Here is a 24,790-nt window from a genome sequence, read left to right on the forward strand (position 1 = left end):
CTGAATTCTGTTCTTTAGATGCGATATATAAAAAAATCGCACCCTCATTAAGAAGAATGCGATCGCCTGTCTACTTTAAACTCAAAAAGCCTATTATCTGGCTTGTTTAATAAAAACAACTCGACAATCTTCACCGCCGTATTTTTCACAGGTTTCTACAGCAAATCTTTCAGCTAAAGATTGGTTAGTTCCCCAGCCTGTGCCATAACTACCATCAGAACCAACAGCTAAGGCTCCCCAAGCGTTCTTAAACCATAATGGGACTGTACAATCTTTAGCTTTAGTTTCACGGCGACAGTTATTTAAGGCAGCATTTACTGCTGCTTGCTTTGTTTTAGCAATTCCCGATGAGTAAACTTTAGTAGAAGAAGAATAAGAAATTGCTCCAAATACGTCTCTGGTAGCTCCAGCATCAGCAGTCTGCGTGATTCCGGGTATTATAGATACAACTGCGATCGCTGTTAATAAGCCTTTTTTAAAACCTAGTCTTAACATATTATTTCCTAATAATATCAGGGTGTCGCTACACACTTTTCTTTTGTGTGTTGCAACTATTATTCGCTACAAGAATTAATTTCGAGATGCGCGTTTATACTAGTCTTTGATAAAGATATACTTTATAAATATCCCCAACTTCTTTAAGAAGTTGGGGATATTATTTTTCACAAAAAATAGTAAATATTTTCGGTCTTGACAGTTTACAAAACATTACATAATTCAGTGTAATGTCAATAAACTAGAATTTCTTAAGTTTGGCACGAATTGTTTCAATTCTTTTGCGATTAACACCTAAATCACTTTGTCCTAAACGATAAGCTGAACGCACTTGAATAACATTAGTACTGTGGTCTAGATAAAACTCTACATCATCAACAAATCCCATCAAAGCACTTTTAAACTCTGCATACAAATAGTCCGAATTTTCAGTAATAATTGTGGTTCTGGGTAATGACTGAATAATATTTTTGAGATTGGCGATCGCTTGTTCGGGACTAGTATAAAAAGTGAGGGGTGCAATTTGGTGACCTGAATTCTGCTTCAATTATGGTGGTAATGGGTTAGTACCCATAACGTATAACGCTCTAATCCTACCAACACAGCAGTAATGCCAATTGCCAAAGCGAACAACACTAAATTACTAACATTACCAGCTTTTAAAGCAAAACTTAAAGAAGTAGCGACAGCCGGAGGGTGCATCGCATCCAATAAAATCATAAATATGATCGCAATTACCATTGCCACACCACCAGAAAGATATCCGCCACCAAATAACATGTAGGTGATAAACCCTATACTTGCAGCCATCATTTGGGAAAGAATGAGAGTTCGCACAGAGTTTGTCCCGTGCTGGGGATCGAGATAAATCAGAAACGCACTAGAAGCCAGGGAAGCAAACAGTAGGCGCTGCTGAGTTAGGGCTTCTACTAAAGCCATTACCACCAGTACAATTACCGTCGGTACAGTAACCAAGGCTATCTCTCCCTTGAAATTTAATCTGTGTCGCCACTGGCGATTTGCGCCTTCCATAGGCTTTCAACTCGAACGTTTTTGATTCACTAGCATTTACTGTAAAACTTGGCAACAATTGCCGCTTCCTGCAATTGAGAGATTAATTCTAGACGATACAAGGGTGATGCGATCGCTCTATGATGCGGTAAGTACTGTCTAGGCAAAAGTTTATTATGTCCCAAACAATCTCGATTAACGATAGTCAGCGCTTACCACTCAAACCACTGGAAATCCCATCCAAATTACTGTTGGGGCCAGGCCCTTCCAATGCCCATCCTACAGTTCTCCAGGCAATGAATACTTCTCCCCTAGGACATCTTGACCCAGATTTCTTAAAGGTGATGGATGAGATTCAGTCTTTACTGCGTTATGTTTGGCAAACCGAAAATCCCCTCACTATCGCTGTCAGTGGTACAGGTTCCGCTGCAATGGAAGCAACTATCGCCAATGCTGTCGAACCCGGTGATGTTGTTTTAATTGGTGTGGCTGGATACTTCGGTAATCGCCTTGTCGATATGGCTGGACGATATGGTGCTGATGTACGTACCATTACCAAACCTTGGGGGCAAGTTTTCTCTTTAGAGGAACTCCGCACTGCTATGGAAACGCATCGTCCAGCAATTTTGGCTTTGGTTCACGCCGAAACTTCTACGGGTGCGCGTCAACCTTTAGAAGGTGTCGGTGAACTGTGTCGGGAATTCGGCACGCTGTTATTAGTCGATACTGTCACCAGCCTGGGTGGTGTGCCGATATTTTTAGATGAGTGGGGCGTAGATTTAGCTTATAGCTGTAGTCAAAAAGGCTTGGGTTGTTCGCCTGGGGCTTCGCCTTTTACCATGAGTCCCCGTGCTTGGGAAAAATTGCAGCGCCGCAGCACAAAGGTGGCAAACTGGTATTTAGATATGACTTTGCTGAGTAAGTATTGGGGTAGTGAACGAGTTTATCATCATACAGCCCCAATCAACTTGTATTATGGTCTGCGGGAAGCATTGCGGTTAGTGGCAGAAGAAGGACTAGCAAACTGCTGGCAGCGTCATCAAAAGAATGTGGAATATCTCTGGGAGAGGCTAGAAGAAGTAGGATTGAGTTTGCACGTTGAACGGGAGTATCGTTTGCCAACTCTCACAACAGTCCGCATTCCTGAAGGGGTGGATGGTAAAGCTATTGCACGACAGCTATTAACAGAACAAGGAATTGAAGTTGGCGGTGGACTAGGAGAACTAGCAGGTAAAGTTTGGCGCGTTGGCTTGATGGGCTTTAATAGCCGTAAAGAAAATGTTGACCGACTGATAGAAGCACTGGGACAAGTATTACCAAAATAGTTAGAACGGGGGCTAGAGGCTAGAGGCTAGGGATTAGGAAAAATAATTTTTCACTACTCCCTATTCCCAACTCACCAACGCCACTGAGGGAGTCTGGCGACCGAACGCAGTGGCTTCTCCCCATAATCATAAATATTTAACATTGGTGCGTTAACAGGGAGGTAACGCACCTCAATAATAATGGCAACTGCACCCTTAATCCTTCAAATTGGAAATTAAATAATTGCTCGACACTTTAAGCTACAACTTCTTCGCGTTGACAATCAAAGACAACCATAAAAGAAGCATCAGGCATCATTTGACGTAAGCGCTGCATATAGCCATCTGCATCGGAACGACTGCGAAAGCGGGCGACAATTTCTCGTTGGGCATCGGGCTGTAAGCGGGCAATTGCCCAAGCATTTAGGCGTTCTTTGTAAGCGATCGCCTGATTTTCGTTTTGATTAGCTTTGTATTCGGTATTTTGTGGCATGATTTAAAATATCCGTGTGTAATTTTCAGTGAGGGCGTTACTGACTTCTCTTGGCGGGGATGCACTAACGCCTTTTTTCAAGTTGCTGCCACCTTGTTATTCTATTATTTTTGGATTGTCAAGATTTAGCAGTATTTTTTACAAGAACTGATCTTGAAAATTAAACTGGCGATCAAACTCAAATCCTTCTGTAGCAACTAAGGAAGGAAAAAACAAATCCAAAATTTAATTTATTAACAAGTGTGGCATCTCCAACAGGATTACTTACTTCTACACGCACATTTAATACCAACAGGAAAAATTTCTTAATGTCTCAAAATATACTATTTGATTAAAATGTATAAAATACTACTGTCAGACAGCTTTTTTTAACTTAGATAATAATATTAATTTTTATTAATTATTATAAATAAACTTACTTTAATTTTTAGTCACTTGAAAAAAAACATTTTTTAGTGCTTTATTTTTATTATGTTGATTTATGCTGATCAATTCGTTAAAATTTCTGCGAATTATACTTTTGGATACAGCAAATGCCATTAGTAACATCAATAATTCAAAAAATTGCTCTGCAAATCGGTGCAGTAGTTGTAGTAGACCCTGAATATGCTTTTGTCGGGCATATTACCTTTAAAAACGGAAATAAAGCTTGTTTTAGTCATAGTAAATTAAATATTAACGGTTTTGGTTCTGCCGAAATAGCTAAAGATAAAGCATATTCTAATTTTTTTCTGAAACACTTTGGATATAAAGTTACTGAAGGGCAAACTTTTTTTAGCAACAAATTATGTGAAAAAATAGGAAGTGAGAGAAATATTGATGCGGGATTTAATTACGCTAAAGAATTAGGTTTTCCGGTAATTGTGAAGCCGATTAACCTCAGCCAAGGTAGATTTGTAACTAAGGTATATAATAAAACCGAATATTATCAAGTTGCTAAAAAAATCTTACGGATTACGCCAGGATTTATTGTTGAAAGATTTTATCTTGGTAATGATTACAGAATTGTAGTCATGGATAATGAAGTACTTGCCGTATATCAAAGAATTCCTCTATGTGTTGTCGGTGATGGCAAGTCTACTGTTTTAGAACTTATACAACAAAAAGAAAAGTATTTCATTGCTAATGGTAGAAAAAATAATATCGATGTTAATGATTTCCGGATCAAACGAAAATTAAAACGCCAAAAGCTCAAGTTGGATAGCATCGTGCCTGAAAATGCTATTGTCTATCTGTTAGATAATGCTAATTTATCAAGTGGTGGGGATGGAGTAGATATGACTGAAAGTATCCACCCTGATTTTCAAAAATTAGCAATCAATGTCACCAAAGATATGGGATTAAGATTGGCAGGTTTAGATATTATTACTGATGATATCACCATGCCAATGAACAATTATGTGATTATCGAAGTTAATGGTTCGCCTGGGTTAACTCATTATGCTGCTATTGGTGAGGCTCAAGTAAAAAGAGTGGAAGATTTATATTTTAAAATTCTCAAAGCGTTGGAAAATGAGCAAGTGTATAGTAACTCGAATTAATTTTTGAATTGTTTTTAGAGAAAGGGAATGGGGAACGGGGAACAGGAAATAAGTAAGAGGTTGTTTGAAAAGTATTATTGTTAACAACAAAATTTTAAAAGCCTAACCCCCCTAGCCCCCATTCCCTTGTAGGAAATTGGGGTTTCAAAGCCTCTCTCCGCTTCGGGGAGCCAGTGCGTTGCGGTGAATCAGCGCTGCGGGAGGGTTTCCCGACCCAGGCGACTGTGAACCCGAAGGGGGGTTCCCACGACAGTCCGCTCAAGTCGGGAAACCCGCCCACGCGGCTGTCTCCCCGTTGTAGCAACTGGCGTGAGAGGTTTGGAGAGGGGTTTTTAGTATCTTTCATGACTTTCCAAACATCCTCTAAGCACCTGGTTTATTTTATTGTGCTTGGAATTTCTATTTTCTTCTTCTACTGTGACAAAACAAAGATACAGCAGATTGCAAGTGAATGAGGTACAAATTTGAACAATAAAGCTATATAGTAAGAGGCTTTCAAAGCTGTTAAGCGTTCCCTATTCCCTGTTCCCTGCTGTATTTTTTGCTAAGTTCCATCTTTTGTAAGGTGCGATCGCCATTGAAAACGCACTAAGCTACTTCTTGTTGCAGATGCTGACTATCCTTAAATAAAAGATGGATTTTAGCCAAACTCTGATTAATAAAAGTGATGCCATTGTTGAGCAATGGGTAGAAGCAGTCTATCAAGATGAACAAATTGAAGCAACTCAGGAGTTAAGTTTTAAAGCTGTACGAGATAGTTTACCTCGTGTTTTAAAAGCATTAGCAACAGTACTTTCGGAATCGGAAAAAAGCGATTTGCAAACAGTAGTTGATGCAAGTTTAGAACACGGCTCACTGCGTGCTGAACAAGGATTTGAGCCAGCAGAAATTGCACGCGAGTATCGTTTACTAAGGTTTGTAATTTTTTCTTTTTTGGAAGAAGATTTATTAAAAGCATCTCCTATAGAATTGTTGCGGGCTGTGCGCCTGATTGATACGGTAATTGATGAAGCGATCGCGCGTTGCTTTAATAGCTATACTCAAGGCAGGCTACAAGAGTTAGAACAACTCCAAAGCCAGTTACGCCTGACTAACCAAGAACTAACTCGTTTGGTTCGCGCTAGTAAGGATAGCTTGTCGCAGTTGGCGCATGAACTCAAAACACCTTTAACTTCCATTATTGGTTACGCAGACTTATTTCTCCGTCAGCAGCGCCAAAATCCAGAAATCAAGGATTCGTATTCTAATCTTGAAAGTATCGAGCGAGTGATGAAAAGCGGTAGGCTAATTCTGCGGTTAATTAACGATACTTTGGAAATTTCTCGTTATGATGCTGGCAGAATGATATTACAGCCAACTGTGACTGATGTGCGTGAGTTAATTAACTCAGTTGTGGAAATAATTGAACCTTTAGCACGTAATAAAGAATTATCTTTAATTGTTGATTGCGATCGCGCTCCTCATCAAGTTACTACAGATCCCCTGCGAGTTCAGCAAATTCTCACTAATTTACTCAGTAACGCCATTCGATATACAGAATCTGGGACAGTTAGTTTGCAATGTTACCAGGAATCTGAACAGACTTGGGCTATATCTATTACTGATACCGGATTAGGCATTGCATCTGATGCTCAAACCAAAATTTTCCAGCCTTATTTTCGCGCAGTCAACAATCAACAACCGCAAGATTCTAACGGGACAGGGTTAGGGTTAGCAATTGTTTCTCGCTTAGTTCAATTGTTGCATGGTGAAATCAAGGTAGATTCACAATTAGGAAAAGGCTCTACATTTACGGTAATTTTGCCTTTGTAGGGAACAGGGAATAGGGAAGACGCGATAACTCGCGTCTTTAGTATTAGTTAATTGCGAGTTTAGCAGTTTCTAATGTAGCAACTAATTTCACGCCAAATTCTGCTTCAAACACGCCTTTTTTGTAATTTAAACTCCACATTTCCAAGGAGCAGTCATCATCAGAATGAGTCGGGAAAATTGATAGATTTACTTGTTGCAAATCAGGATAATAATTACATCTAACCTGTGATATTGCGCCAATTTGTCGTCTATCTAAAGCTACTGCTAATCTTAAAATTGCACTTAATTGACAAACTATTTGCCGATGATTTTTGCTCAACAAATTGCGGAAATTTTCGTGCTTTTTCTTGGGTGGAGATTTGCGATGATAACGGGCTAAATTCGCAATGATTTCGATTTCGGTTTCGGTATAGCCTAATAATTCACCATTGCGAATGAGATAGTAAGAGTGTTTGTGGTGAGCCGAATGGCTGATATAGTGGCCGCAATTATGTAAGATTGCCGCTGCCCATAAAAGTTGGCGTTCATCATCGCCCCAGTTGTGCAGGATGCCTTGAGTTTGGTCAAATAAACTTAGGGCAAATACAGCCACGCGATCGCTATGTTCAATATTGATGTGATATTTGTTTACCTGTTTCAGCACACTCCGCTGGCGAATCGAACTTTGGTAACGTAATCGGTCTTCAATTAAACCGTGAGTTAGCATCCAATCGACAATTACGCCTTCTCGTAACGCCCGCCCGCACAGTGTGACCGCATCTACACCCAACAATATCATCGCTTCTTGCAAGACGATCGCCCCTGCCAAAATTACTTCTGACCGCTTTTCTGGCATACCGGGAATGGCTGTTCTTTCGACGTTGGTCATTTTGGCCAAGCGATTCACCCAACTGCGCAAATCCTGGAGACTCAATTGATAGCCATTAAGTGTCGAAGGCATCGTACCCAACTTTTCACGGGCATCAATCATGGCGAGCGTTTCAATTGTGCCGGATGTTCCCACTAAGCGCGGAGATTCGCCACACTGAAGATTTGCTAAAACATCTTCTACAGAACGTTCTAGCATTCCTCTGACATACGCTTGCAGATATTGAAACTCTGGATTGCTGATGGGGTCGGTGGTGATGAACTCCCCAGTTAGCCGCACTGCACCCACCTTTGTACTGGTGAGTGTGCGCGGTTCTTGGCTGTCTCCCAAAATAATTTCTGTCGAACCACCACCAATATCAATAATCATGTGGGGCTGGTTATTAAATTCCATCCCCGACAGCACTCCTAAATAGATGCGGCGTGCTTCTTCTTGACCAGAAATCAAGTCAACGCTTAAACCTAGTTCGCTGTCTATTCTGTGGAGAAAATCTTTGCCATTGGGGGCTTCCCGCACTGCACTGGTAGCCACAGCAATGATGGTTTCGGCATTAAAAGTTTCAGCAACTGTTTGAAAACGCCTCAAAGTGGCGATCGCCCTATCCATCACTTCTGGTTTTAACTCACCAGTAGTTAAATCGCGATCGCCCAGTCTCACAGTTTCTTTTTCTCTGGTAAAAATACTAAACGCTGGTAGGGTTGGATCAATTTTCACCACCACCATGTGCAGAGAATTTGTTCCCAAATCAATGGCAGCAATAATCCGGTGTTGTTGAACTGGTTGAGTTTTCACACTCTCCCAGCCAGCGGAAACTAAATCTAGCATCTAGTTTTCTCTCTCTATTTAGGAAGGACTATAAAAGATGGGATTGCGGGATTTTGGACTCTGAAACTGTGTACCTTTAAAAGTGCTGAGTTCTGAGTGCTGAGTTCTGAGTAAAAATACTAAGTCTCTCATCTCTAGACTCTAGCCTGTAGATTTACCCTGCCATTTACAACTTGAGTGACGATGAAAATGTATCCATCGTTGCAAATTTAGGTTGTGTTTTTACAAATAACAAATAAAGTTATTCTATAGATGTAAAGAAGTGTTAACTTATCAAATTTTAGTAATTTTTGTTGATTTTTATGTTGAGTACGCCAGAACGCAACCAGGAACCTGTATGGCTTGTGATTATCCGGCTTTTAAGGTGGCATAAACCGGAAGGGCGGTTAATTTTGATGATTCCTGCCCTGTGGGCTGTGGTTTTGGCGGCGGCTGGTCAACCGCCTTTACCTTTGGTGGGAGTGATTGTGTTGGGGACTCTCACCACAAGTGCAGCTGGGTGTGTGATTAACGATTTGTGGGATAAAGATATTGACCCAGAAGTTGAGAGAACCCGCGATCGCCCTTTAGCTTCTCGTGCCTTGTCAATTAAAGTTGGCGTTGTAGTAGCTATTATAGCGCTCGGATGTGCGGCGATTCTGGCATTTTATCTGAATCCTCTGAGTTTTTGGCTATCAGTAGCAGCAGTCCCGGTAATTCTACTGTATCCAGGGGCAAAGCGAGTGTTTCCTGTGCCGCAGCTGGTATTATCCATCGCTTGGGGTTTTGCGGTGTTGATTAGCTGGAGTGCGGTAACAGGTAGCATTTCCCAAGCAACTTGGTTATTGTGGGGCGCAACTGTACTCTGGACTTTGGGATTTGATACTGTGTATGCCATGAGCGACAAGGAAGACGACCGACGCATAGGTATTAACTCTAGCGCTTTGTTTTTTGGCAATTATGCCCCAGATGCCATAGGTATTTTCTTTGCTGGCACAATCTTGTTATTAGGTTGGCTGGGTATTGTGATTAACCTTCACCTGGCTTTTTGGATGACTTTAGCAGTGTCTACTATTGGCTGGGTTTGGCAGTATTGGCGATTGAAACAGAAAGATTTGCCTCATGCTGCTTACGGTGAAATGTTCCGGCAGAATGTGTGGATTGGCTTTATTTTGCTGGCTGGGATGATTGTTGGCTGGATTTAATCTTTAGAGACGCGATACATCGCGTCTCTACTGAATCGATTTACATTATTTTTATAAAAGCCCCGTATTTTCCCTGATTACACAAAGATTTCATCAATATTTTTGGTATTAGCTCCGCAATCTTACGAATATGGTTTATTTGTTGGGTATATGCCTATGTAATTTAGCCGCACCCAACGCAATGCAGCGCTCGCACCTTGCTAAAGCCGCCATGATAGTTTTCTTTTCCCTGAGTAGTTTGGGAATTGTTGGCGGCAGTTTTTTGATGAGAAAAGCATTTAGTAGTACTACTGAATCGCAAATTATTACTAATACATCTCGCTACAGTGAAATCCGCAATCAACTTTGGGCAAGCCCAGCAGAAATTCAGCATTTTCCCCGTGAAATTACGGCTGATGCAAAAGATGTGCGCATTGCTTACTCCCCAGGAGTTGCCCAAGCTAGTAGTTTCTTGCAAGTGAGAGAAAAACAATCACCCGCACAAATTCAAAAATTACTGACACAATACAGAAAACTAGCTAAGCATAAATACTTAGGTGGTGATACCAACGTCCACGCCAACCTCCCCAACGGTGTTCCGACTACCTTTTTCTACACTGGTGATGCTGAGGGAGAATCTTTTCCACCTTCTTATGAAATCTTAGTGTTGAATGCGGAGGATAAAGGTACTCCTGGATTTAAATGGAATCATGGTGATAGCTATGGCGTAGCCATTGATAGTGCAGCTTCAGAAATTGTTTATTGGGCTGAAAAATGGTAAAGCTGAATGCGAAAAATCGTAATTGGGGTGATGGGGCCTGGAGAAGGGGCGACAAGTAATGATTTACAAAATGCCTATCAATTAGGCGAACTCATCGCCCAACAAGGATGGATTTTATTAACTGGTGGGCGAAATGTTGGGGTGATGGATGCAGCAAGTAAGGGTGCAAAGTCTGTTAATGGGTTAACCTTAGGAATTCTTCCTGGTAGTCAACCTGATGGTATTTCGGAAGCGGTCGATATTGCAATTTTCACAGACATGGGAAACGCACGAAATAACATCAATGTTATTTCTAGTCATGTGGTAATTGCTTGTGGTATGGGTGCAGGAACTGCTTCCGAAATTGCCTTAGCTTTGAAAGCAAATAAGCCCGTAATTTTATTAACTGACGATAGAGAAAGCCAAAATTTCTTTCAGAAACTATCGCCAAAAAACGTTTATATTGTGGAGAGTGCTTTGGATGCGATCGCCAGTGTACGGCAATACCTAGTACAACAAGGCAAAAGTCAAAAGTAAAAAGTCAAAAGAAAAAGTTTGGCTTTTAGTCGAGTGATGTATCCTATTTATGAAGAAACAGCTTTGAGATGGGAAAACTCAGGGTATTCCCAACTAACGGCTTGGTTACGTCCTGCGTTTTTCGCATTCAAAAGACATTGATCAGCACGATTTAATAAGCTATAACCTTTATCATCATCATTAGATTGGAGACTAGCAACACCTAAGCTAATTGTGATGGGAATAGTTAGTTCTTCGTTAATGGCAAATGGTTGTTCAGCAACTATGCGATTTAAGCGTTCTGCGACTATCATTGCTTCTTCACCGGTCGTGTTAGTGAGAACAACTACAAATTCTTCACCACCATAACGGAAAGGAGTATCTTTAGAACGCAGATTATGCCGCAGTCGGTAGGCTAATAATTGTAATAAGCGATCGCCAACTAAATGCCCATAGGTATCGTTAACTTTTTTGAAATAATCTATATCTAAAATAATCAAACTCAAGGGTATTCCTTGAGTGCGAGATTTTTTCACTTGTCGAGGTAAATCCCATTCCATAGCCCGACGATTACTAATTTCTGTTAACGAATCGGCTAAAGCGATCGCTGATAATAAATCATTTGTCCGCATTAGTTCACGGTATTTTTGCGCTTTCCGTAAACCAACACTCAACTGAGCTAGTATTACCTGATGATGAGCTGCTAAACTTGCCGGATTATTCTCTATAACTTCATCACTCAACTGCCAAATGTAAGCATCAGCACCTTGTCTAAGTGCAGTAGCAGTCATTTCCCATTCCCAACCTAAATCCTGCTTACTTTTAGCTGCCAACTGATAGGAACGATCCTCGAAAAGGATACAATACAACCAAGATAGTTGTGTTTGGTTTTTCAACCAACCGCACAGTTCTATACTCCCATCCAAACTTGCTTGCACAAATATAACGTCCGGCGGAGAAATTTGAATTTGAGAAATTGCCTGATGGAAGTCAGCAATAACTTCTAAACTAAAAGCGGTTGTATCCAGGATCTGATCGGGAAGTTTGGCGACAAATTTATCACTTCCAAAGACCAGAATAGAGATATTCATTTTTGTACTATCTGCCTTATTTCAAGCTAAAACTTCCCACTAATTTTTAAAATAGTTAATCTATCAATTTTTTGAGTATTGATAGATTAACTATTTATTTGATAGTCATAACCTTAAATTAACTATACCCTGATAATTTTAATATCATCTTAATATATTACCTGAATACAAACAGATAACTCTCTAGTTCTGATAATTACTGTCGGTCTTCATCTATTTTTTTTAAAACAGTATAAATACGGAATTTATATTTAGTCTCAAAACTATAACTGTAGTTTCCAGGTGTTAGTTATCTAATAGTAGGAATACGAAAAGTAGCCATCTTACTGGATGGGATCACTCTATTTTCTTTGACCGAATTTAATATTTAAAAAATTATAAATTTTGGCTTGATTCCGTAAAAACCGAGATGCTTAATAAACAAAAAAAATGTAATACATTTTTTTCTTGGTCAGGATTAGTTTATGGATAAAGCCTAGCTACACAGTTATGTATAACTAGGCTTGATTCGTAAATTCTGCCTGTTGAAATAGGTGAATACACGATAGATAAAATATGGTGATCTAAATCGAGCTAACCTTAAAAAAAACGTAAAAATTTTATGAAGAAATTAATAACCTTCAATGTTGTAACCAGAAGCAACAATTACCTGTTTGATAGACTCTTCAGAAGCTGCGGATTCTACCGTAACTGTTTTGTCTTGAACATTCACATCTACTTGCGCATCCGGTTCCATAACATGAATAGATTCGATAATTTTTTCAGCACAGCCTTCACAAGTAATATTAGGAACTTTTAGTTTTAGTGCCATTACTTACCTCTGGTGAGAAATTTTAATATTTGCTTTACAAATAAATGTTATTCCTTCGCTAGGAGTGCATACATCTAACTAGAGTGAGGTAGTAGCATTACTTATATAGGAGTAGGCGATCGCTGCACAAATCTCTCTGTGAGTAAAAATTCCTAGCAGCAAGACGAAACAAAATGCAAAAATAGAGGCTAGGGAAGAGATTCTCTCCTGCGACATACTTTATCTACAAAAAAGGTAAAGCAAGAAGTACGAGTAAACCAACGGTAACTTCATACTTCATAGTTCATACTTCATAGTTCATACTTCATACTTCATACTTTATACTTCAGTTCACCCATGTCTTCTAATCCCCAGAAACTCAGCGGTAACGAAATTCGCAATTTATTCCTTGACTTCTACGCCCAACGGGAACACCAAATTCTCAAGAGTGCTTCCCTCGTACCAGAAGATCCAACCGTGCTGCTGACGATCGCGGGGATGCTACCATTTAAGCCGATATTCCTGGGACAGCGCACACCTGAATTTAAAAGAGCAACCACATCGCAAAAGTGTATCCGCACCAACGATATTGAAAACGTCGGACGCACCAAACGCCATCACACGTTTTTTGAGATGTTGGGTAACTTCAGCTTTGGTGATTATTTTAAAGAACAAGCGATCGCTTGGGGTTGGGAAATCTCCACACAAGTATTTGGCTTTTCTCCCGAAAACCTCGTCGTCAGCGTCTTTGAAGAAGACGACGAAGCATACAATATCTGGCGTGACAAAATAGGTGTACCCGAAGCTAGAATTCAACGGATGGGTGCAGATGATAACTTTTGGGCTTCTGGCCCCACTGGCCCCTGCGGCCCTTGTTCGGAAATTTATTACGACTTTCACCCCGAACGCGGCGACGACAATATTGATTTAGAAGATGATTCCCGGTTTATCGAGTTTTATAACTTGGTATTCATGCAATACAACCGGGATGCTTCTGGTAATTTAACCCCACTGCAAAATAAGAATATAGATACCGGTATGGGTTTGGAGCGAATGGCGCAAATCCTCCAAAAAGTACCGAATAACTACGAAACAGATTTAATTTTCCCAATTATTAAAACGGCAGCGCAAATTGCTGGCATTGATTACCATTCTAGCGATGAGAAAACCAAAGTCTCATTAAAAGTAATTGGTGATCATGTGCGTGCTGTCATTCATATGATTGCTGATGAAATCCGCGCCTCCAATGTGGGACGGGGTTACGTGTTGCGGCGATTAATTCGGCGGGTGGTACGTCATGGCCGATTAATTGGCATTTCGGGAAATTTTATCAACCAAGTAGCAGATACTGCGATCGCTCTTTCGGAATCAGCTTACCCCAATGTCCGCCAACGGGAAGCAGCCATCAAAGCTGAACTGGAACGGGAAGAATCGAACTTCCTCAAAACCCTAGATAGAGGTGAGAAACTTCTCGAAGATATTATCCAACAAGTCAAACAACAAGGTCAAACCCAAATCAGTGGTGAAAGTGCTTTCACCTTGTACGATACCTACGGTTTCCCCTTGGAACTCACCCAAGAAATCGCGGAAGAAAACAACCTCACCGTTGATGAAACTGGATTTAATAGTGAAATGCAAAAGCAGGTGGAACGTGCAAAAGCTGCCCACGAAACCATCGATTTAACGGTGCAAGGTTCCCTCGACAAACTTGCAGAACACATCCACGCCACCGAATTTTTAGGTTATACCCAAGCTGCGACGACGGCGAAAGTGGAAGTATTACTAGTCAATGGTGTCGCTGAGGAAGAAGCAGAAGCAGGAACAGAGGTGCAAATCGTCCTCAATCAAACCCCATTCTACGCCGAATCTGGAGGACAAATAGGCGATCGCGGTTATATCTCTGGCGATGGTATTGTGGTACGCGTGGAAGATGTGAAGAAAGAATCTGATTTCTTCGTACACTTCGGACGCATCGAACGCGGAACTTTGCGTGTTGGTGATTCTGTTACAGCCCAAATAGATGCTGCTTGTCGTCGTCGCGCCCAAGCTAACCACACAGCCACCCACTTACTGCAAGCGGCGTTAAAGAAAATCGTGGATGAGGGAATATCTCAAGCTGGTTCACTTGTTTCCTTCGACAGATTACGCTTTGACTTTAACTGTCCCCGCGCTTTAACAGCCGAAGAAGTCCAGCAAGTTGAAGAACAGGTAAACACTTGGATTTCTGAAGCACACTCCGCGAAAATTGAAATCTTACCCTTAGCCGAAGCCAAAGCTAGAGGCGCTGTGGCGATGTTTGGGGAAAAATACGGAGATGAAGTCCGCGTCATCGATTTTCCTAGTGTGTCGATGGAATTGTGCGGAGGTACGCACGTAAGTAATACTGCTGAGATTGGCGTATTCAAGATTATTTCTGAGGCTGGTGTGGCTTCTGGGGTGCGGCGGATTGAAGCAGTTTCCGGCCCTGCGATACTAGATTACCTGAATGTTCGGGATAAAGTAGTCAAAGATTTAAGCGATCGCTTTAAAGTTAAACCCGAAGAACTACCAGAGAGAATCACCACTCTGCAAACTGAACTAAGAAATGCCGAGAAGCAACTAGAAACGCTAAAAGGACAACTAGCGATCGCTAAATCAGACAGCTTGCTAGACACAGCCCAAACAGTAGGCGACCATAAAATTATTGTTGCCCAACTCGAAGGCGTTGACCCAGAATCCTTAAAAACTGCGGCGGAACGTTTACTACAAAAAATCGGTAACGGTGCAGTGGTACTCGGTTCCGTTCCCGAAGCTGGTAAAGTCAGCATAGTTGCAGCCTTCAGCCCAGAGGTAAACAAGAAAGGTTTGCAAGCTGGAAAATTTGTGGGTGCGATCGCTAAAATCTGCGGCGGTGGCGGCGGCGGTAGACCAAACCTAGCCCAAGCTGGGGGGCGCGATGACAGTAAATTACCAGCCGCTTTAGAACAAGCGCAAAGTGAGTTAAAAGCTGGCTTGGGTTAATTTATAGTAGGGCCGGCAATGATGTCTGCCCTACTGTAAATTGCTTAAGCGTAGATACTTTTTGCTATGCTCTTTTTTTAATATCCTTTCAAGTGCATCGACACGACATGAGTATTCACGCTTTTGTTGATCATGGTTTTTCGCCAGGTAGAGAATTCTGTGAGCAACTTTTATCTAGTAATGAGTTTACTAGTGAAACCCTCCAGCTTATTTCATCAGTAACAAGTCGGCTTAAAAAATCTGAATTAGCAATACACATAGCTAATGCACTTGAAAAAGGTCAGCTTACTTCAGATCAAATATTAGTTGGTTATGTAAAGCAACCAAGGCAATGGTTGAGTTTAAAACAGGGTAAATTGATGCGGACACCAACCTTAAATAATTCTGCATCTTTACTAACAGAATTTGGTCAGGAAGGCTGGTATGGGCCTATTCAAGAACCAAATGAACCTCATAAAAAGTGGTACATAAGAACTTATAAAATTGATGATTCCATTTATCGGGGAAGTGGAACCGCTAGTCAATTAGATAAACGTGATATTCGTTGGTCTGTCATTGCTGAGGTAGCAAAAGATTATATAGCTTTATCTTGGAATGGATTTTCATTGAGTTCAAGGATAAATGAACGTGTAGAGCCATCTCAATTCCCTTTTTGGCATCATATTCCTAGATTTTTTGATGAATTAGCTGATTATTGTCAAGCAGACTGGAAGCATCCTAATCTTCATAAGCTGGTTCTGCACGATATGTGGGATAAATATCTTAATCATGATCCCTATAAATGGCGACACCTCCGCATTAGAGCAGAAGCATCGGGACTTGCTATCAATGCTCATAGTGCAGGAGTTCAGGAGATTGATGTTAAAGGATTACAAGCTTTATCAGAAAAATTAGCTAATTCGGTATTAAATAAGCTTGGTTTGGTAGGTGATCCAGAAAAGATGACAAATGCTGAAGATGCCATCTTGTTAACCTTAATCAAAGAGTGGGGTACAAAATCTTACGAATTTCAACTAGACAGAGAATTAACTACGACTGAAATTGAAGTAGACCAGTCAAAAAAACTTAAAGTTAAGCATCTCATCAAAGCACATTGCTATTTTGGACTAAAACCCAACTCTACAACCCAAGATTCTCTTCAACACCTCAAGTGCCATTCAGGGTATTATGGTGGTAGTACTTCTGTTCTTAGGTTTCTGCTAAAAGAACTTGGACTTTAAGGCTAAGGCAATGGTTAGCTTAATTCACAAAGAGCGTTTAGGCTTTTTGTCTGATAATCATAAAGCTGAACTGAGTAAGCATTTTATAACGGCTTCGACCAATGTAATGCCGCATCAACTTGCTGTACTGTTGGGTATAGAATACTCTGATGCCATTGCCATCTTGGCAGTTCTTGAAGCAGAAGGACTCTGTGAAATGAAACTTCTCATTTATCATAATTGTGAACCAGATGTTCCTGTAGGTGCAATTCCTTATGGTAAAGGCTTTCCTGATTTACCTTGGACTTGCCCCAATTGTGATATGGTTCTAGAAAATTATGATGAGTTATCGTTTGATCTTATGGCGATATCTAAACAACCAATTGAGTTTGTTTAATTGAGTCATGGAAAGTAATGATGAGCTTGTTGACAGCATAATTAAAGCTATGGAACGTCTGGAGCAAGGAGATCCAGCATTAAACAAATTAGCTTCTTATTTGTATAAGGTAGATGATAAACTTTCTGAATATTTGAATGAATTAAAAATATATACACAACTAGCAACTCCCACACCCAAACAAACACAAGACGCTGGCAAACTACTAGAAAAGATTGTACTGTTATTATTTAAAGGTCTAAAAGGCGTACAAAGTATTAAAAGTTTTCAATCTGCCGGCCCTCAATATGATTTGCTGGTAACTGGTGATGATATTAGTTGGGAAGTCGTGCGTAAAACTTTATATCTTAAACAGGAAAATAGAGATATAGTAATTGAGGCAAAAGCTACAAAAGAACCTTTAAAAGAAAATCAATTTGCTCGATTATGTAGCATAATGGAACACAATTTGAGAGGTGCAGGTCTTGGAGTTTTTGTTACATTAAATGGAGCATCCGGCTTTCCTAAACGAGATAGTACAAGACAAAGAGCGGTTAGCGATTGTAGACTTCGCCAGATAATTTTTCATGCCAGAACAAATAAAATTATCGTTGTTCTAGACAAGGAAGACTTATTTCAACTAACAAAAAACGGAACTTTAATTGAATTATTAACCAGAAAAATTAGAGATTTATCAGAATTAAGTGGTCTTCCGACTACTCCTATTGAACAATTTCAAGAAATAGATTTACCTGCACATTTAAAAATATTGTACGATTCTGATACTTAGCAGACTTCTAGATCGATTGTGTGTAGTTTAAGAAATCATTTTCATAAATATAATTCCAAAGTGAATCACGCCGTTTAGATTCCGGTAAACGCAAACAACCATATAAAAGTTCATGAACAACAATACTAGAAACAGCCACGTCTGACTTATGAATATCTAGTTTATGTAAAACATTGACATTTGGTATAGTACGTGCTGGCTCTGAGAGAATATTACTATCAAGTAAGAACTTCAAACTCATAAATTAATTTCTCTACCTAGGCTACGATCTCGTAAATCAGCAAAATCCTCATCAGTAAAAATTATCTCCTCGCTTTGAATTACCTTTCTAAATTTTTGTAATCCTTGCCAAAAATTATCCCCTCTAGTTTCCTCCTTTTTTTGACGCAGAAATTCAAATAAATATTCACGTTCTTCAATGGGTAATTTATTAATAGAATTAATAATTTCTTGTAAATTCATCATAGAAGCGTCTCTCAACTAAACCCCAACTTTACTAACTATATTTTACTCTGAACTGGTAAGGACTTGTACCTTATACCTGCACAAGTAAACATTCTATTCTGGAGCTTCATTCCTACTATTCATCCACACCGCAGATAAAGCACTTAAATCTAACTCTAGACTCTCACCCTCAGCAGTATTTTGAAACAGCACAGCAAACGCACCAGCACCTAATCGACTTTGCGGAAACATCCGATAACAAGGAATAGTTGTAAGGTGCGATTGATACTCTTGTAAATGGCTAACTTTGACTGCTTGAAACTGCGGAAAGCGGGATAAAAACCATTCACAAACCTGCTCGTTTTCCTCTGGGGAATAGGTGCAAGTCATATAAGCAAGATACCCTTGAGGAGCGACAATTTGAGCAGAGTTAGCAATGATACGTTTTTGACGATTGGCGCTTTTATTAATTGCAGTGGGATGAAAACATCCTGGTGCTTTTTCACCTTTAGCTAGTAAAGATTGTCCGGTACAAGGAGCATCAACAATTACTAAATTGCTCGATGCAGGTATACTTTCAGCAAAAATACTCGAATCTCGATTCACCACAATCGATGGGTTTATCTGGCAACGTTTTAAGTTAGAAATGAGCATACCTAAACGTTTGCCAATCACTTCATTACTAATCAGTATTTCTGGTTGCAAAGCTTTCCAAGCAAACACACTTTTACCGCCTGGAGCCGCACACATATCAAAAACTGTAGGGACTGGCTGAGTAATTGCTAACAAAATTGAAGCTGAAAATACAGAAGAAAAATCTAAACAATAGAAATATCCTTGATTATGTAGGGGATTTTGTCCTGGTTTTTCTCCTAAAGCTAATCTGTCGATAAATTGTGGTTGCCAAGTTAAAGGTGTTTCTACTGCAAAAGGCGATATTTCTGGTTTTGGCTGACACCAAAGAATAGACGGTGCAAAAGCTTGGGGATTAACTAAGGCTGCGATAAATTTTTCTTGTTCTTCTAAACTTTCAAATAAACGCCGTGAGAGTTTAAGTAATAGATTGGAAGGCTTTTCCATTATTTGTGTGAATAATTATACGTATTTTTAATCCTAGTAAAACTGTTACACAAGAACAATGCTAGGCAATGCCTTGGCTGCATACTGAAAATACAATAACCGCTATTCTGACGATGACCAATAGTTCCTTAATAGTACAAGCTCCTAGATTTATCTGTGGGGTCAATCTCAAATCCAAAATCTAAAGTTGTTTGACCGTGAAACTACCTCATTGCTTTGGAGATGGTCATGATATTAGATAATTTTCAGCGGAAGTTACGCCGAGAATCACAACTATGGCGTGATGAAGGACTAATTAGTGCTTCACAATACCAACAATTAGCAGACCGTTATCAATTTAATAATCTAGAAGCGGCTGCACGCGATCGCTCAATGATGACTGCGGTCATGATTGGCAGTATTCTCCTAACATTGGGCATTATTACCTTTGTTGCTGCTAACTGGCTAGGATGGTCGCGCGATGTCAAATTCATCATTATGATGAGTTTGTTTATGGCCACTACCATCACTGGTTTTTACACTTGGAGACAAGCCGCAATTGGCATCCCTGAAGGCAAAAAACCCAAACGTAGTCAACGCCTCTTGGGTGAAGGATTGCTAATTTTAGGCGCGATGGTTTTTGGCTCAACGATCGCATTGATGGCTGATGTTTTCAATATTAACGGTTCGACTCCAGAACTGTTTTTTGCCTGGGGTTTCGGCGTTTTGGTCATGGCTTACAGTCTGTCTTTAAATTCCCTGGGAATTATGGGAATTATCCTCATACAGATTGGCTATTGGATCGGAATTGGAGACTTACGTTATTCGGCAAATGATTGGAATTGGGCAATACTAGTTATCAAACACATGCCTCTGCTGTCGTGGGTGTTGTTTGTACCTTTAGCTTACTTCTGCCGTTCTCGGTGGATTTTTGCGATCGCAGCTTTTATTTTTGCCACTTCCTTACAATTAAACCTTGACCCCCTACCACTGGCAAATTTTTCGGACGCTGCACCTTGGGTAGCATCCTTTGCTTTTACTCTGCCGCCAGCATTATTCTGGAGTTACGATGACCTGCTATTTCCCACAATTAATTACAGGCTGTTTCAACCTTTAGCCCGTGATTTAGCGTTGATAGCCTTTGGTCTGGCTTTTTATGTGTTGTCTTTTCGTTGGGTGTGGCAAACTTCTAGCTTCAATTTCTCTTCGCCAACTAGTAACATAGATATATTCATGTACCGCCCAATTATTGATTTGGGAATCCTCAGCGGCTTGGCGGTACTGCAATGGTTGTTTTTAGTCCGCCAACGAAACAACCCCATTCGTCGGGAAGCAGTCTTCAATCTACCTTTGATTGTCACCTTTCTTGGTTTCACAGCTATAGTACCTTTCTGGCATCAAGCTATCAACCCCATTGATGATTTGGGGGTTTTTGCTTTCAATGTGCTGTTCACAGTGTTAGCTTGGGGACTGATTCGAGAAGGAATGAAGTTTAACGACAGGCGCTCTTTTTGGGGCGGGATGCTGTTGTTAACCCTGCAAGTAATTAGTCGAGTGCTGGAGTATGACACTGAACTGCTACTCAAGTCACTAGTATTTGTAATGTGTGGTTCTGCCTTAATTAGTGCTGGACTTTGGTTTGAACGCCGTTTAGGTTCTAACTCTAAGTCTTCCGGTAATGTAAAATCCCTCTAATTCTCTGTCTGCGACTCTGCGTGATACTAAAGCAAATACATCAACTAGCCCCTAGCTTCTAAAGTTTCTCTGCGTTAGTCCTAACTTATGTTGTTTCTCCCTACTACTAGGACTACGCCCATGAAAAATGAATCTTCGGAATCTGCTAAAAAGTCCGAATCTACTAAAAGTTCTGAATCTACGAAGAATAAATCATTGTCTCCCGAAGCTGAATTTTCAGAGAAGCTGACTTTTCGGGATTATTTGTTAGCTACAGAACAAAGAGCGAATAAACCTTTACCGACAGGACGGTTGTTTCTTCCCTTAGCTATTCAAGCAGGAATTATCTTCGCCGTACCTTTTTTATCAATGTACACTAACCTCACAGGTAAAGAAGTTATTCTGCAAACTGTACCTGTAAATTCTAGAAATGTACTACAAGGTAATTCTTTAGAGCTTGACTACAACATATCTCGGATTTCTACACTCAGAAGGTTATCTGGTTGGCAAGAATTACTGCGGAGAAATCGTAACAGGGATGGAGAATTACGGGAAGGAACAAACTTGTATGTGATTTTACAGGAGCAACCATCCTTTAGTCGTGGTGTTCCTAGGGCTTGGAGACCTGTACGAGTGACTAGTAATCAACCCAGATCTCTTGCCACTAATCAAGCAGCCCTCAAAGGTGTGTATCAAGATGGTTATGTCCAGTATGGTATCGAAAACTATAATGTGCCAGATGAAGAACGACGACAGATCAATAATGATGTTGCCCAAGCTGTGCGCCAAACGAGAGACGGACAATCGCGCTCAATAGTCGTGAAGGTGAAAGTTGACCCACAGGGTAAAGCTGTGCCTGTGAGTCTATGGGTACGCGATCGCAACTATCAATTTTAGTCTTCGTGGCGAATATTCCATGCTACACCGAATGCTGCCCCAGCCCCGGCGATTAATCCTGTACTCATTCCTTGTATAGTTTTTTCTATGGGGTCTTGGGTCAAGCAATTACTTGTGACTTGACTGGCACGTAAACAAAGATTACTCTCTGCCCAGCTGCTAGTACCACCTAAAATGACACCAGCAATACTACAGGAGGCTACAAGCAGCAGTAGGCGTTTAGTTTTTCTATCCATAGATGGATGCCTGAAAGTTGGGAAAGTAAATAGTTCTCAACTACTTTACACATCTATACTGTTGTTGTCAGCTCCCTTTTTAAAGTGCTGAGTGCTGAATATTCCCCAATTATGGGCAGCAGCCATAGTTTTTTCTCGTTCAGGTCAATTTTGCGCTAACCAATTGGTTAAATCAACTAAGCTGGAAAAATCTAACAAAGCTTCTCCTAAAGATTCCAGTTGAGGTAGGGATAGGGCATCAATTTGCGATCGCACCTCCTCTGGCAATTCTCCCACTTTGCGGCTCAACAACCGCAAAACGAGCGATCGGGCTTCTCTCTCGGCTCCCTGTTCAATACCTTGTTCAATGCCTTGCTCAATACCTTGCTCAATACCTTGCCTCATCCAGCTGGTGACAATTTCCATCACATCCTCCTGGTTATTCATTTCCAGTCTACCAATCTCCTCTTGAAAGACCTGCTCCTCCTGTTGGTTTAGCTGTAAATAGGTATCAACAAAGCCGGAGATTAAGCGGGTGCGGGCGGGATCTAGCTTTAAGGTTGCGAGCAGTCGCAAACATTCAACCTTTACCTTGGGTCGGTCTGGCTCTGCAATCTGCATTTTGACCATCAAGGCCGCTGCTACGGGATTTGGTTGATTGAGATAATCGCGCCAGTTTAATCGATTCAATTGAATCGCTGTGAAGTTGAATTCTAATACCTTCAAGTTGGGAAACTCAACTGTGTGAGAATGGGGTTCTTCCCGATAAGGCTGATCAAAGGAAAACACAACAATTGGATAGACGCGCTGCAAATATTTCTGATACAGCCGTGCAAAGTAGAAAAACATTCGACGGCTGAAGTCTCGCTCGCTGTAAGATTGGGTTTCAATATGTACCAGAAAGCCAACTTCTTCTCCTGCTTGCTGCACCTCAACCAGCAAGTCAATTACTTTATCTTCGCCTGCGGTGAGGTCAGCAAAGTATTCTTGGGGTAGGAAACGAATGGAGTTTGGCTCAATTGTGTTGGCAAGTTGTGGTAGAAACAACTCCAGAAATTCGATGAAAAAAGTCGAAAGTAATTCTTTGAACAGGCGATCGTGTTCTGGCATTGTAATACTAAATCCAGGCGCGATCGTATTGTACTGGCCAGAGTTTCTCGTGTCCTAGTTTTTTGGCGGCTAGATGCGGCCAGTAAGGGTTGCGGAGTAATTCACGTCCTAAGAAAACTAAGTCTGCTACTTCTGTTTGGATAATTTGGTCGGCTTGTTCGGGAGAGGTAATTAAGCCGACTGCACCTGTAGAAATTTTTGCTTCCTGGCGAATACGTTCAGCAAATTGAGTTTGATAACCGGGTTTGACGGGAATGTTAATCCCAGGAATAATTCCCCCAGAGGAACAGTCAATTAAGTCTACACCCAAGGATTTGAGTTTATCGCTCAAGGCAACACTTTGCTCAATATCCCATCCTTTATCTATCCAATCGGTGGCGGAAATACGTACAAATAAAGGATAGGCTTCGGGCCAGACTTGGCGTACACCTGCAACAACTTCTAACAACAGACGAATTCGATTTTCAAAGCTACCACCATATTCATCTTGACGCTGGTTCGCTAAGGGTGAGAGAAATTGGTGTAGTAGGTAGCCGTGAGCTGCGTGAATTTCCACGACTTTGAAGCCAGCTTGTAATGAACGTTGAGTTGCTTCAACAAAAGCTTGAATAATTTGTTGAATTCCGGCAATACTCAAGGCTTCTGGGACTGGACTGTCTTTACTAAATGCGATCGCACTACTGGAAACTACAGGTCGCCAACCTTCTTGCGATTCATCTAAGGCTTTTCCACCACGACTGGGTTTGGCGGTGCTGGCTTTTCTCCCTGCATGGGCGAGTTGAATCCCAGCAACTGCACCAAAGTTATGAATTAATTCGACAATTTTGGCTAAACCTTCTATGTGTTCGTCTGACCAAATGCCCAAATCTTGCGGACTAATTCGCCCACGCGGTTCTACCGCCGCTGCTTCGGTGAACACTAAACCTGCACCACCAACTGCACGAGAAGCTAAATGTACTAAGTGCCAGTCGTTAGCATACCCATTTGTACTAGAGTATTGACACATGGGTGAAACAACAATGCGGTTGCGAAAGGTGATTTCACGAATCCTGAATGCTTCAAATAGATGTGCCATTGGGATGATTTCCTTCGCTTGCTAGGGTAGAAAAACTTTTGGGGTAAATCCTGAAAATCTCAATCTACAGATAATGCCCGAAAGCACAAAGGCGGGTATTATTATTTTGCTAGTTTGACAAAAAATATTGTAAATTTATATAAATAAAATATTGATAATTTATCAAAATAGACAGTTAAAACTTGATCACACTCTTGTTGTTGAAGTGTCTACTAGATAAGATTCAATTTAACTAGAACTTTGTTGAGCGATCGCCCTCATCTAATCACCAGAAAAATATTT

At 40.7% G+C, this 24,790-nt stretch carries 24 protein-coding genes; 12 read left to right on the forward strand and 12 right to left on the reverse strand.

All coding sequences use genetic code 11. From position 1 onward, the window contains the following. Positions 1-93 precede the first annotated feature (93 nt). The 3 genes from ACMX3D_RS07285 to ACMX3D_RS07295 form a co-directional block, all read right to left on the reverse strand. Positions 94-495 carry a DUF4189 domain-containing protein gene (locus tag ACMX3D_RS07285; RefSeq protein ID WP_482750768.1) on the reverse strand — a complete coding sequence of 134 codons (402 nt, stop codon included), beginning with the start codon at positions 493-495 and terminating at the stop codon, positions 94-96. Positions 496-736: 241 nt separating this feature from the next. Next, positions 737-1,042 (reverse strand): DUF1499 domain-containing protein, encoded by a 306-nt coding sequence (locus ACMX3D_RS07290; protein WP_482750769.1) that lies wholly within the window; start codon positions 1,040-1,042, stop codon positions 737-739. Beyond that, positions 1,039-1,527, reverse strand: coding sequence for an HPP family protein (locus ACMX3D_RS07295; protein WP_482750770.1), 489 nt, complete (start codon positions 1,525-1,527; stop codon positions 1,039-1,041). The genes ACMX3D_RS07290 and ACMX3D_RS07295 overlap by 4 nt, the downstream gene beginning before the upstream one ends. 155 nt (positions 1,528-1,682) lie before the next feature. Between ACMX3D_RS07295 and ACMX3D_RS07300 the strand changes: the two genes are divergently transcribed. After that, entirely contained in the window at positions 1,683-2,831 is a 1,149-nt protein-coding gene (locus tag ACMX3D_RS07300; RefSeq protein WP_482750771.1) for an alanine--glyoxylate aminotransferase family protein, read from the forward strand. A gap of 235 nt (positions 2,832-3,066) precedes the next feature. Here the strand turns inward: ACMX3D_RS07300 and ACMX3D_RS07305 are convergent, their stop codons facing one another. Continuing rightward, positions 3,067-3,303 (reverse strand): hypothetical protein, encoded by a 237-nt coding sequence (locus tag ACMX3D_RS07305; RefSeq protein WP_482750772.1) that lies wholly within the window; start codon positions 3,301-3,303, stop codon positions 3,067-3,069. Between the two features lie 533 nt (positions 3,304-3,836). Between ACMX3D_RS07305 and ACMX3D_RS07310 the strand changes: the two genes are divergently transcribed. Together ACMX3D_RS07310 and ACMX3D_RS07315 are read left to right on the forward strand one after the other, a co-directional pair. After that, positions 3,837-4,844, forward strand: coding sequence for a cyanophycin synthetase (locus ACMX3D_RS07310; RefSeq protein WP_482750773.1), 1,008 nt, complete (start codon positions 3,837-3,839; stop codon positions 4,842-4,844). A gap of 633 nt (positions 4,845-5,477) precedes the next feature. Beyond that, a complete protein-coding gene (locus ACMX3D_RS07315) occupies positions 5,478-6,656 on the forward strand; it encodes a sensor histidine kinase (RefSeq protein ID WP_482750774.1) in 1,179 nt (392 codons plus the stop codon). Positions 6,657-6,699: 43 nt separating this feature from the next. On the opposite strand, the gene ACMX3D_RS07320 is transcribed toward ACMX3D_RS07315, so the two are convergent. After that, a complete protein-coding gene (locus ACMX3D_RS07320) occupies positions 6,700-8,349 on the reverse strand; it encodes a Ppx/GppA phosphatase family protein (RefSeq protein WP_482750775.1) in 1,650 nt (549 codons plus the stop codon). Positions 8,350-8,651: 302 nt separating this feature from the next. Between ACMX3D_RS07320 and ACMX3D_RS07325 the strand changes: the two genes are divergently transcribed. The 3 genes from ACMX3D_RS07325 (at position 8,652) to ACMX3D_RS07335 (ending at position 10,809) form a co-directional block, all read left to right on the forward strand. Further along, a complete protein-coding gene (locus ACMX3D_RS07325; protein WP_482750776.1) occupies positions 8,652-9,533 on the forward strand; it encodes a 4-hydroxybenzoate solanesyltransferase in 882 nt (293 codons plus the stop codon). A 181-nt stretch (positions 9,534-9,714) separates the two neighbouring features. Beyond that, a complete protein-coding gene (locus ACMX3D_RS07330; protein ID WP_482750777.1) occupies positions 9,715-10,293 on the forward strand; it encodes a hypothetical protein in 579 nt (192 codons plus the stop codon). A gap of 6 nt (positions 10,294-10,299) precedes the next feature. Beyond that, positions 10,300-10,809, forward strand: a complete 510-nt coding sequence (locus ACMX3D_RS07335; protein WP_482750778.1) for a TIGR00725 family protein — start codon at positions 10,300-10,302, stop codon at positions 10,807-10,809. Between the two features lie 47 nt (positions 10,810-10,856). On the opposite strand, the gene ACMX3D_RS07340 is transcribed toward ACMX3D_RS07335, so the two are convergent. Both ACMX3D_RS07340 and ACMX3D_RS07345 read right to left on the reverse strand, forming a co-directional pair. Next, complete coding sequence (locus ACMX3D_RS07340; protein ID WP_482750779.1) at positions 10,857-11,879, reverse strand: GGDEF domain-containing protein; 1,023 nt, start codon at positions 11,877-11,879, stop codon at positions 10,857-10,859. Between the two features lie 610 nt (positions 11,880-12,489). Beyond that, positions 12,490-12,690: a heavy-metal-associated domain-containing protein gene (locus tag ACMX3D_RS07345; protein WP_482750780.1), complete on the reverse strand. Its 201-nt coding sequence runs from the start codon at positions 12,688-12,690 to the stop codon at positions 12,490-12,492. Between the two features lie 336 nt (positions 12,691-13,026). On the opposite strand from ACMX3D_RS07345, the gene alaS reads away from it, so the two are divergent. The 4 genes from alaS (at position 13,027) to ACMX3D_RS07365 (ending at position 18,034) form a co-directional block, all read left to right on the forward strand. Then, on the forward strand, positions 13,027-15,669 hold the full coding sequence (gene alaS, locus ACMX3D_RS07350) for an alanine--tRNA ligase (RefSeq protein ID WP_482750781.1): 2,643 nt from the start codon (positions 13,027-13,029) through the stop codon (positions 15,667-15,669). Positions 15,670-15,776: 107 nt separating this feature from the next. Further along, positions 15,777-16,889, forward strand: a complete 1,113-nt coding sequence (locus ACMX3D_RS07355; RefSeq protein WP_482750782.1) for a dsRNA-binding motif domain-containing protein — start codon at positions 15,777-15,779, stop codon at positions 16,887-16,889. Between the two features lie 10 nt (positions 16,890-16,899). Continuing rightward, positions 16,900-17,265 (forward strand): hypothetical protein, encoded by a 366-nt coding sequence (locus tag ACMX3D_RS07360; protein WP_482750783.1) that lies wholly within the window; start codon positions 16,900-16,902, stop codon positions 17,263-17,265. A 7-nt stretch (positions 17,266-17,272) separates the two neighbouring features. Beyond that, positions 17,273-18,034, forward strand: a complete 762-nt coding sequence (locus ACMX3D_RS07365) for a hypothetical protein (protein ID WP_482750784.1) — start codon at positions 17,273-17,275, stop codon at positions 18,032-18,034. A 237-nt stretch (positions 18,035-18,271) separates the two neighbouring features. On the opposite strand, the gene ACMX3D_RS07370 is transcribed toward ACMX3D_RS07365, so the two are convergent. After that, positions 18,272-18,499: a hypothetical protein gene (locus ACMX3D_RS07370; RefSeq protein WP_482750785.1), complete on the reverse strand. Its 228-nt coding sequence runs from the start codon at positions 18,497-18,499 to the stop codon at positions 18,272-18,274. A gap of 93 nt (positions 18,500-18,592) precedes the next feature. After that, complete coding sequence (locus ACMX3D_RS07375) at positions 18,593-19,558, reverse strand: RsmB/NOP family class I SAM-dependent RNA methyltransferase (protein ID WP_482750786.1); 966 nt, start codon at positions 19,556-19,558, stop codon at positions 18,593-18,595. 228 nt (positions 19,559-19,786) lie between these two features. Here ACMX3D_RS07375 and ACMX3D_RS07380 point away from each other — a divergent pair, with 228 nt between their 5' ends. Beyond that, a complete protein-coding gene (locus ACMX3D_RS07380; RefSeq protein WP_482750787.1) occupies positions 19,787-21,232 on the forward strand; it encodes a DUF2157 domain-containing protein in 1,446 nt (481 codons plus the stop codon). A gap of 120 nt (positions 21,233-21,352) precedes the next feature. Continuing rightward, positions 21,353-22,108, forward strand: a complete 756-nt coding sequence (locus tag ACMX3D_RS07385; RefSeq protein WP_482750788.1) for a GDYXXLXY domain-containing protein — start codon at positions 21,353-21,355, stop codon at positions 22,106-22,108. On the opposite strand, the gene ACMX3D_RS07390 is transcribed toward ACMX3D_RS07385, so the two are convergent. The 3 genes from ACMX3D_RS07390 to namA form a co-directional block, all read right to left on the reverse strand. After that, positions 22,105-22,344 (reverse strand): hypothetical protein, encoded by a 240-nt coding sequence (locus ACMX3D_RS07390; RefSeq protein WP_482750789.1) that lies wholly within the window; start codon positions 22,342-22,344, stop codon positions 22,105-22,107. The two genes, ACMX3D_RS07385 and ACMX3D_RS07390, sit on opposite strands and share 4 nt — an antisense overlap. Before the next feature lie 144 nt (positions 22,345-22,488). Further along, a complete protein-coding gene (locus ACMX3D_RS07395) occupies positions 22,489-23,433 on the reverse strand; it encodes an Rpn family recombination-promoting nuclease/putative transposase (RefSeq protein ID WP_482750790.1) in 945 nt (314 codons plus the stop codon). Positions 23,434-23,440: 7 nt separating this feature from the next. After that, complete coding sequence (gene namA / locus ACMX3D_RS07400) at positions 23,441-24,508, reverse strand: NADPH dehydrogenase NamA (RefSeq protein WP_482750791.1); 1,068 nt, start codon at positions 24,506-24,508, stop codon at positions 23,441-23,443. Between the last annotated feature and the right edge of the window lie 282 nt (positions 24,509-24,790).

Source organism: Anabaena sp. TISTR 8404, assembly GCF_056847745.1.

What these genes read in the sequence shown, in the direction of transcription:
- ACMX3D_RS07330 (WP_482750777.1), top strand. Translation starts at nt 9,715, where the DNA reads ATGCAGCGCTCGCACCTTGCTAAAGCCGCCATGATAGTTTTCTTTTCC.
- ACMX3D_RS07300 (WP_482750771.1), top strand. Translation starts at nt 1,683, where the DNA reads ATGTCCCAAACAATCTCGATTAACGATAGTCAGCGCTTACCACTCAAA.
- ACMX3D_RS07390 (WP_482750789.1), bottom strand. Translation starts at nt 22,344, where the DNA reads ATGGATAGAAAAACTAAACGCCTACTGCTGCTTGTAGCCTCCTGTAGT.
- ACMX3D_RS07375 (WP_482750786.1), bottom strand. Translation starts at nt 19,558, where the DNA reads ATGGAAAAGCCTTCCAATCTATTACTTAAACTCTCACGGCGTTTATTT.
- ACMX3D_RS07325 (WP_482750776.1), top strand. Translation starts at nt 8,652, where the DNA reads ATGTTGAGTACGCCAGAACGCAACCAGGAACCTGTATGGCTTGTGATT.
- ACMX3D_RS07305 (WP_482750772.1), bottom strand. Translation starts at nt 3,303, where the DNA reads ATGCCACAAAATACCGAATACAAAGCTAATCAAAACGAAAATCAGGCG.
- ACMX3D_RS07380 (WP_482750787.1), top strand. Translation starts at nt 19,787, where the DNA reads ATGATATTAGATAATTTTCAGCGGAAGTTACGCCGAGAATCACAACTA.
- ACMX3D_RS07285 (WP_482750768.1), bottom strand. Translation starts at nt 495, where the DNA reads ATGTTAAGACTAGGTTTTAAAAAAGGCTTATTAACAGCGATCGCAGTT.
- ACMX3D_RS07335 (WP_482750778.1), top strand. Translation starts at nt 10,300, where the DNA reads ATGCGAAAAATCGTAATTGGGGTGATGGGGCCTGGAGAAGGGGCGACA.
- ACMX3D_RS07360 (WP_482750783.1), top strand. Translation starts at nt 16,900, where the DNA reads ATGGTTAGCTTAATTCACAAAGAGCGTTTAGGCTTTTTGTCTGATAAT.
- ACMX3D_RS07310 (WP_482750773.1), top strand. Translation starts at nt 3,837, where the DNA reads ATGCCATTAGTAACATCAATAATTCAAAAAATTGCTCTGCAAATCGGT.
- ACMX3D_RS07320 (WP_482750775.1), bottom strand. Translation starts at nt 8,349, where the DNA reads ATGCTAGATTTAGTTTCCGCTGGCTGGGAGAGTGTGAAAACTCAACCA.
- ACMX3D_RS07395 (WP_482750790.1), bottom strand. Translation starts at nt 23,433, where the DNA reads ATGCCAGAACACGATCGCCTGTTCAAAGAATTACTTTCGACTTTTTTC.
- ACMX3D_RS07385 (WP_482750788.1), top strand. Translation starts at nt 21,353, where the DNA reads ATGAAAAATGAATCTTCGGAATCTGCTAAAAAGTCCGAATCTACTAAA.
- namA (WP_482750791.1), bottom strand. Translation starts at nt 24,508, where the DNA reads ATGGCACATCTATTTGAAGCATTCAGGATTCGTGAAATCACCTTTCGC.
- ACMX3D_RS07315 (WP_482750774.1), top strand. Translation starts at nt 5,478, where the DNA reads ATGGATTTTAGCCAAACTCTGATTAATAAAAGTGATGCCATTGTTGAG.
- ACMX3D_RS07365 (WP_482750784.1), top strand. Translation starts at nt 17,273, where the DNA reads ATGGAAAGTAATGATGAGCTTGTTGACAGCATAATTAAAGCTATGGAA.
- ACMX3D_RS07370 (WP_482750785.1), bottom strand. Translation starts at nt 18,499, where the DNA reads ATGATGAATTTACAAGAAATTATTAATTCTATTAATAAATTACCCATT.
- ACMX3D_RS07340 (WP_482750779.1), bottom strand. Translation starts at nt 11,879, where the DNA reads ATGAATATCTCTATTCTGGTCTTTGGAAGTGATAAATTTGTCGCCAAA.
- alaS (WP_482750781.1), top strand. Translation starts at nt 13,027, where the DNA reads ATGTCTTCTAATCCCCAGAAACTCAGCGGTAACGAAATTCGCAATTTA.
- ACMX3D_RS07355 (WP_482750782.1), top strand. Translation starts at nt 15,777, where the DNA reads ATGAGTATTCACGCTTTTGTTGATCATGGTTTTTCGCCAGGTAGAGAA.
- ACMX3D_RS07345 (WP_482750780.1), bottom strand. Translation starts at nt 12,690, where the DNA reads ATGGCACTAAAACTAAAAGTTCCTAATATTACTTGTGAAGGCTGTGCT.
- ACMX3D_RS07295 (WP_482750770.1), bottom strand. Translation starts at nt 1,527, where the DNA reads ATGGAAGGCGCAAATCGCCAGTGGCGACACAGATTAAATTTCAAGGGA.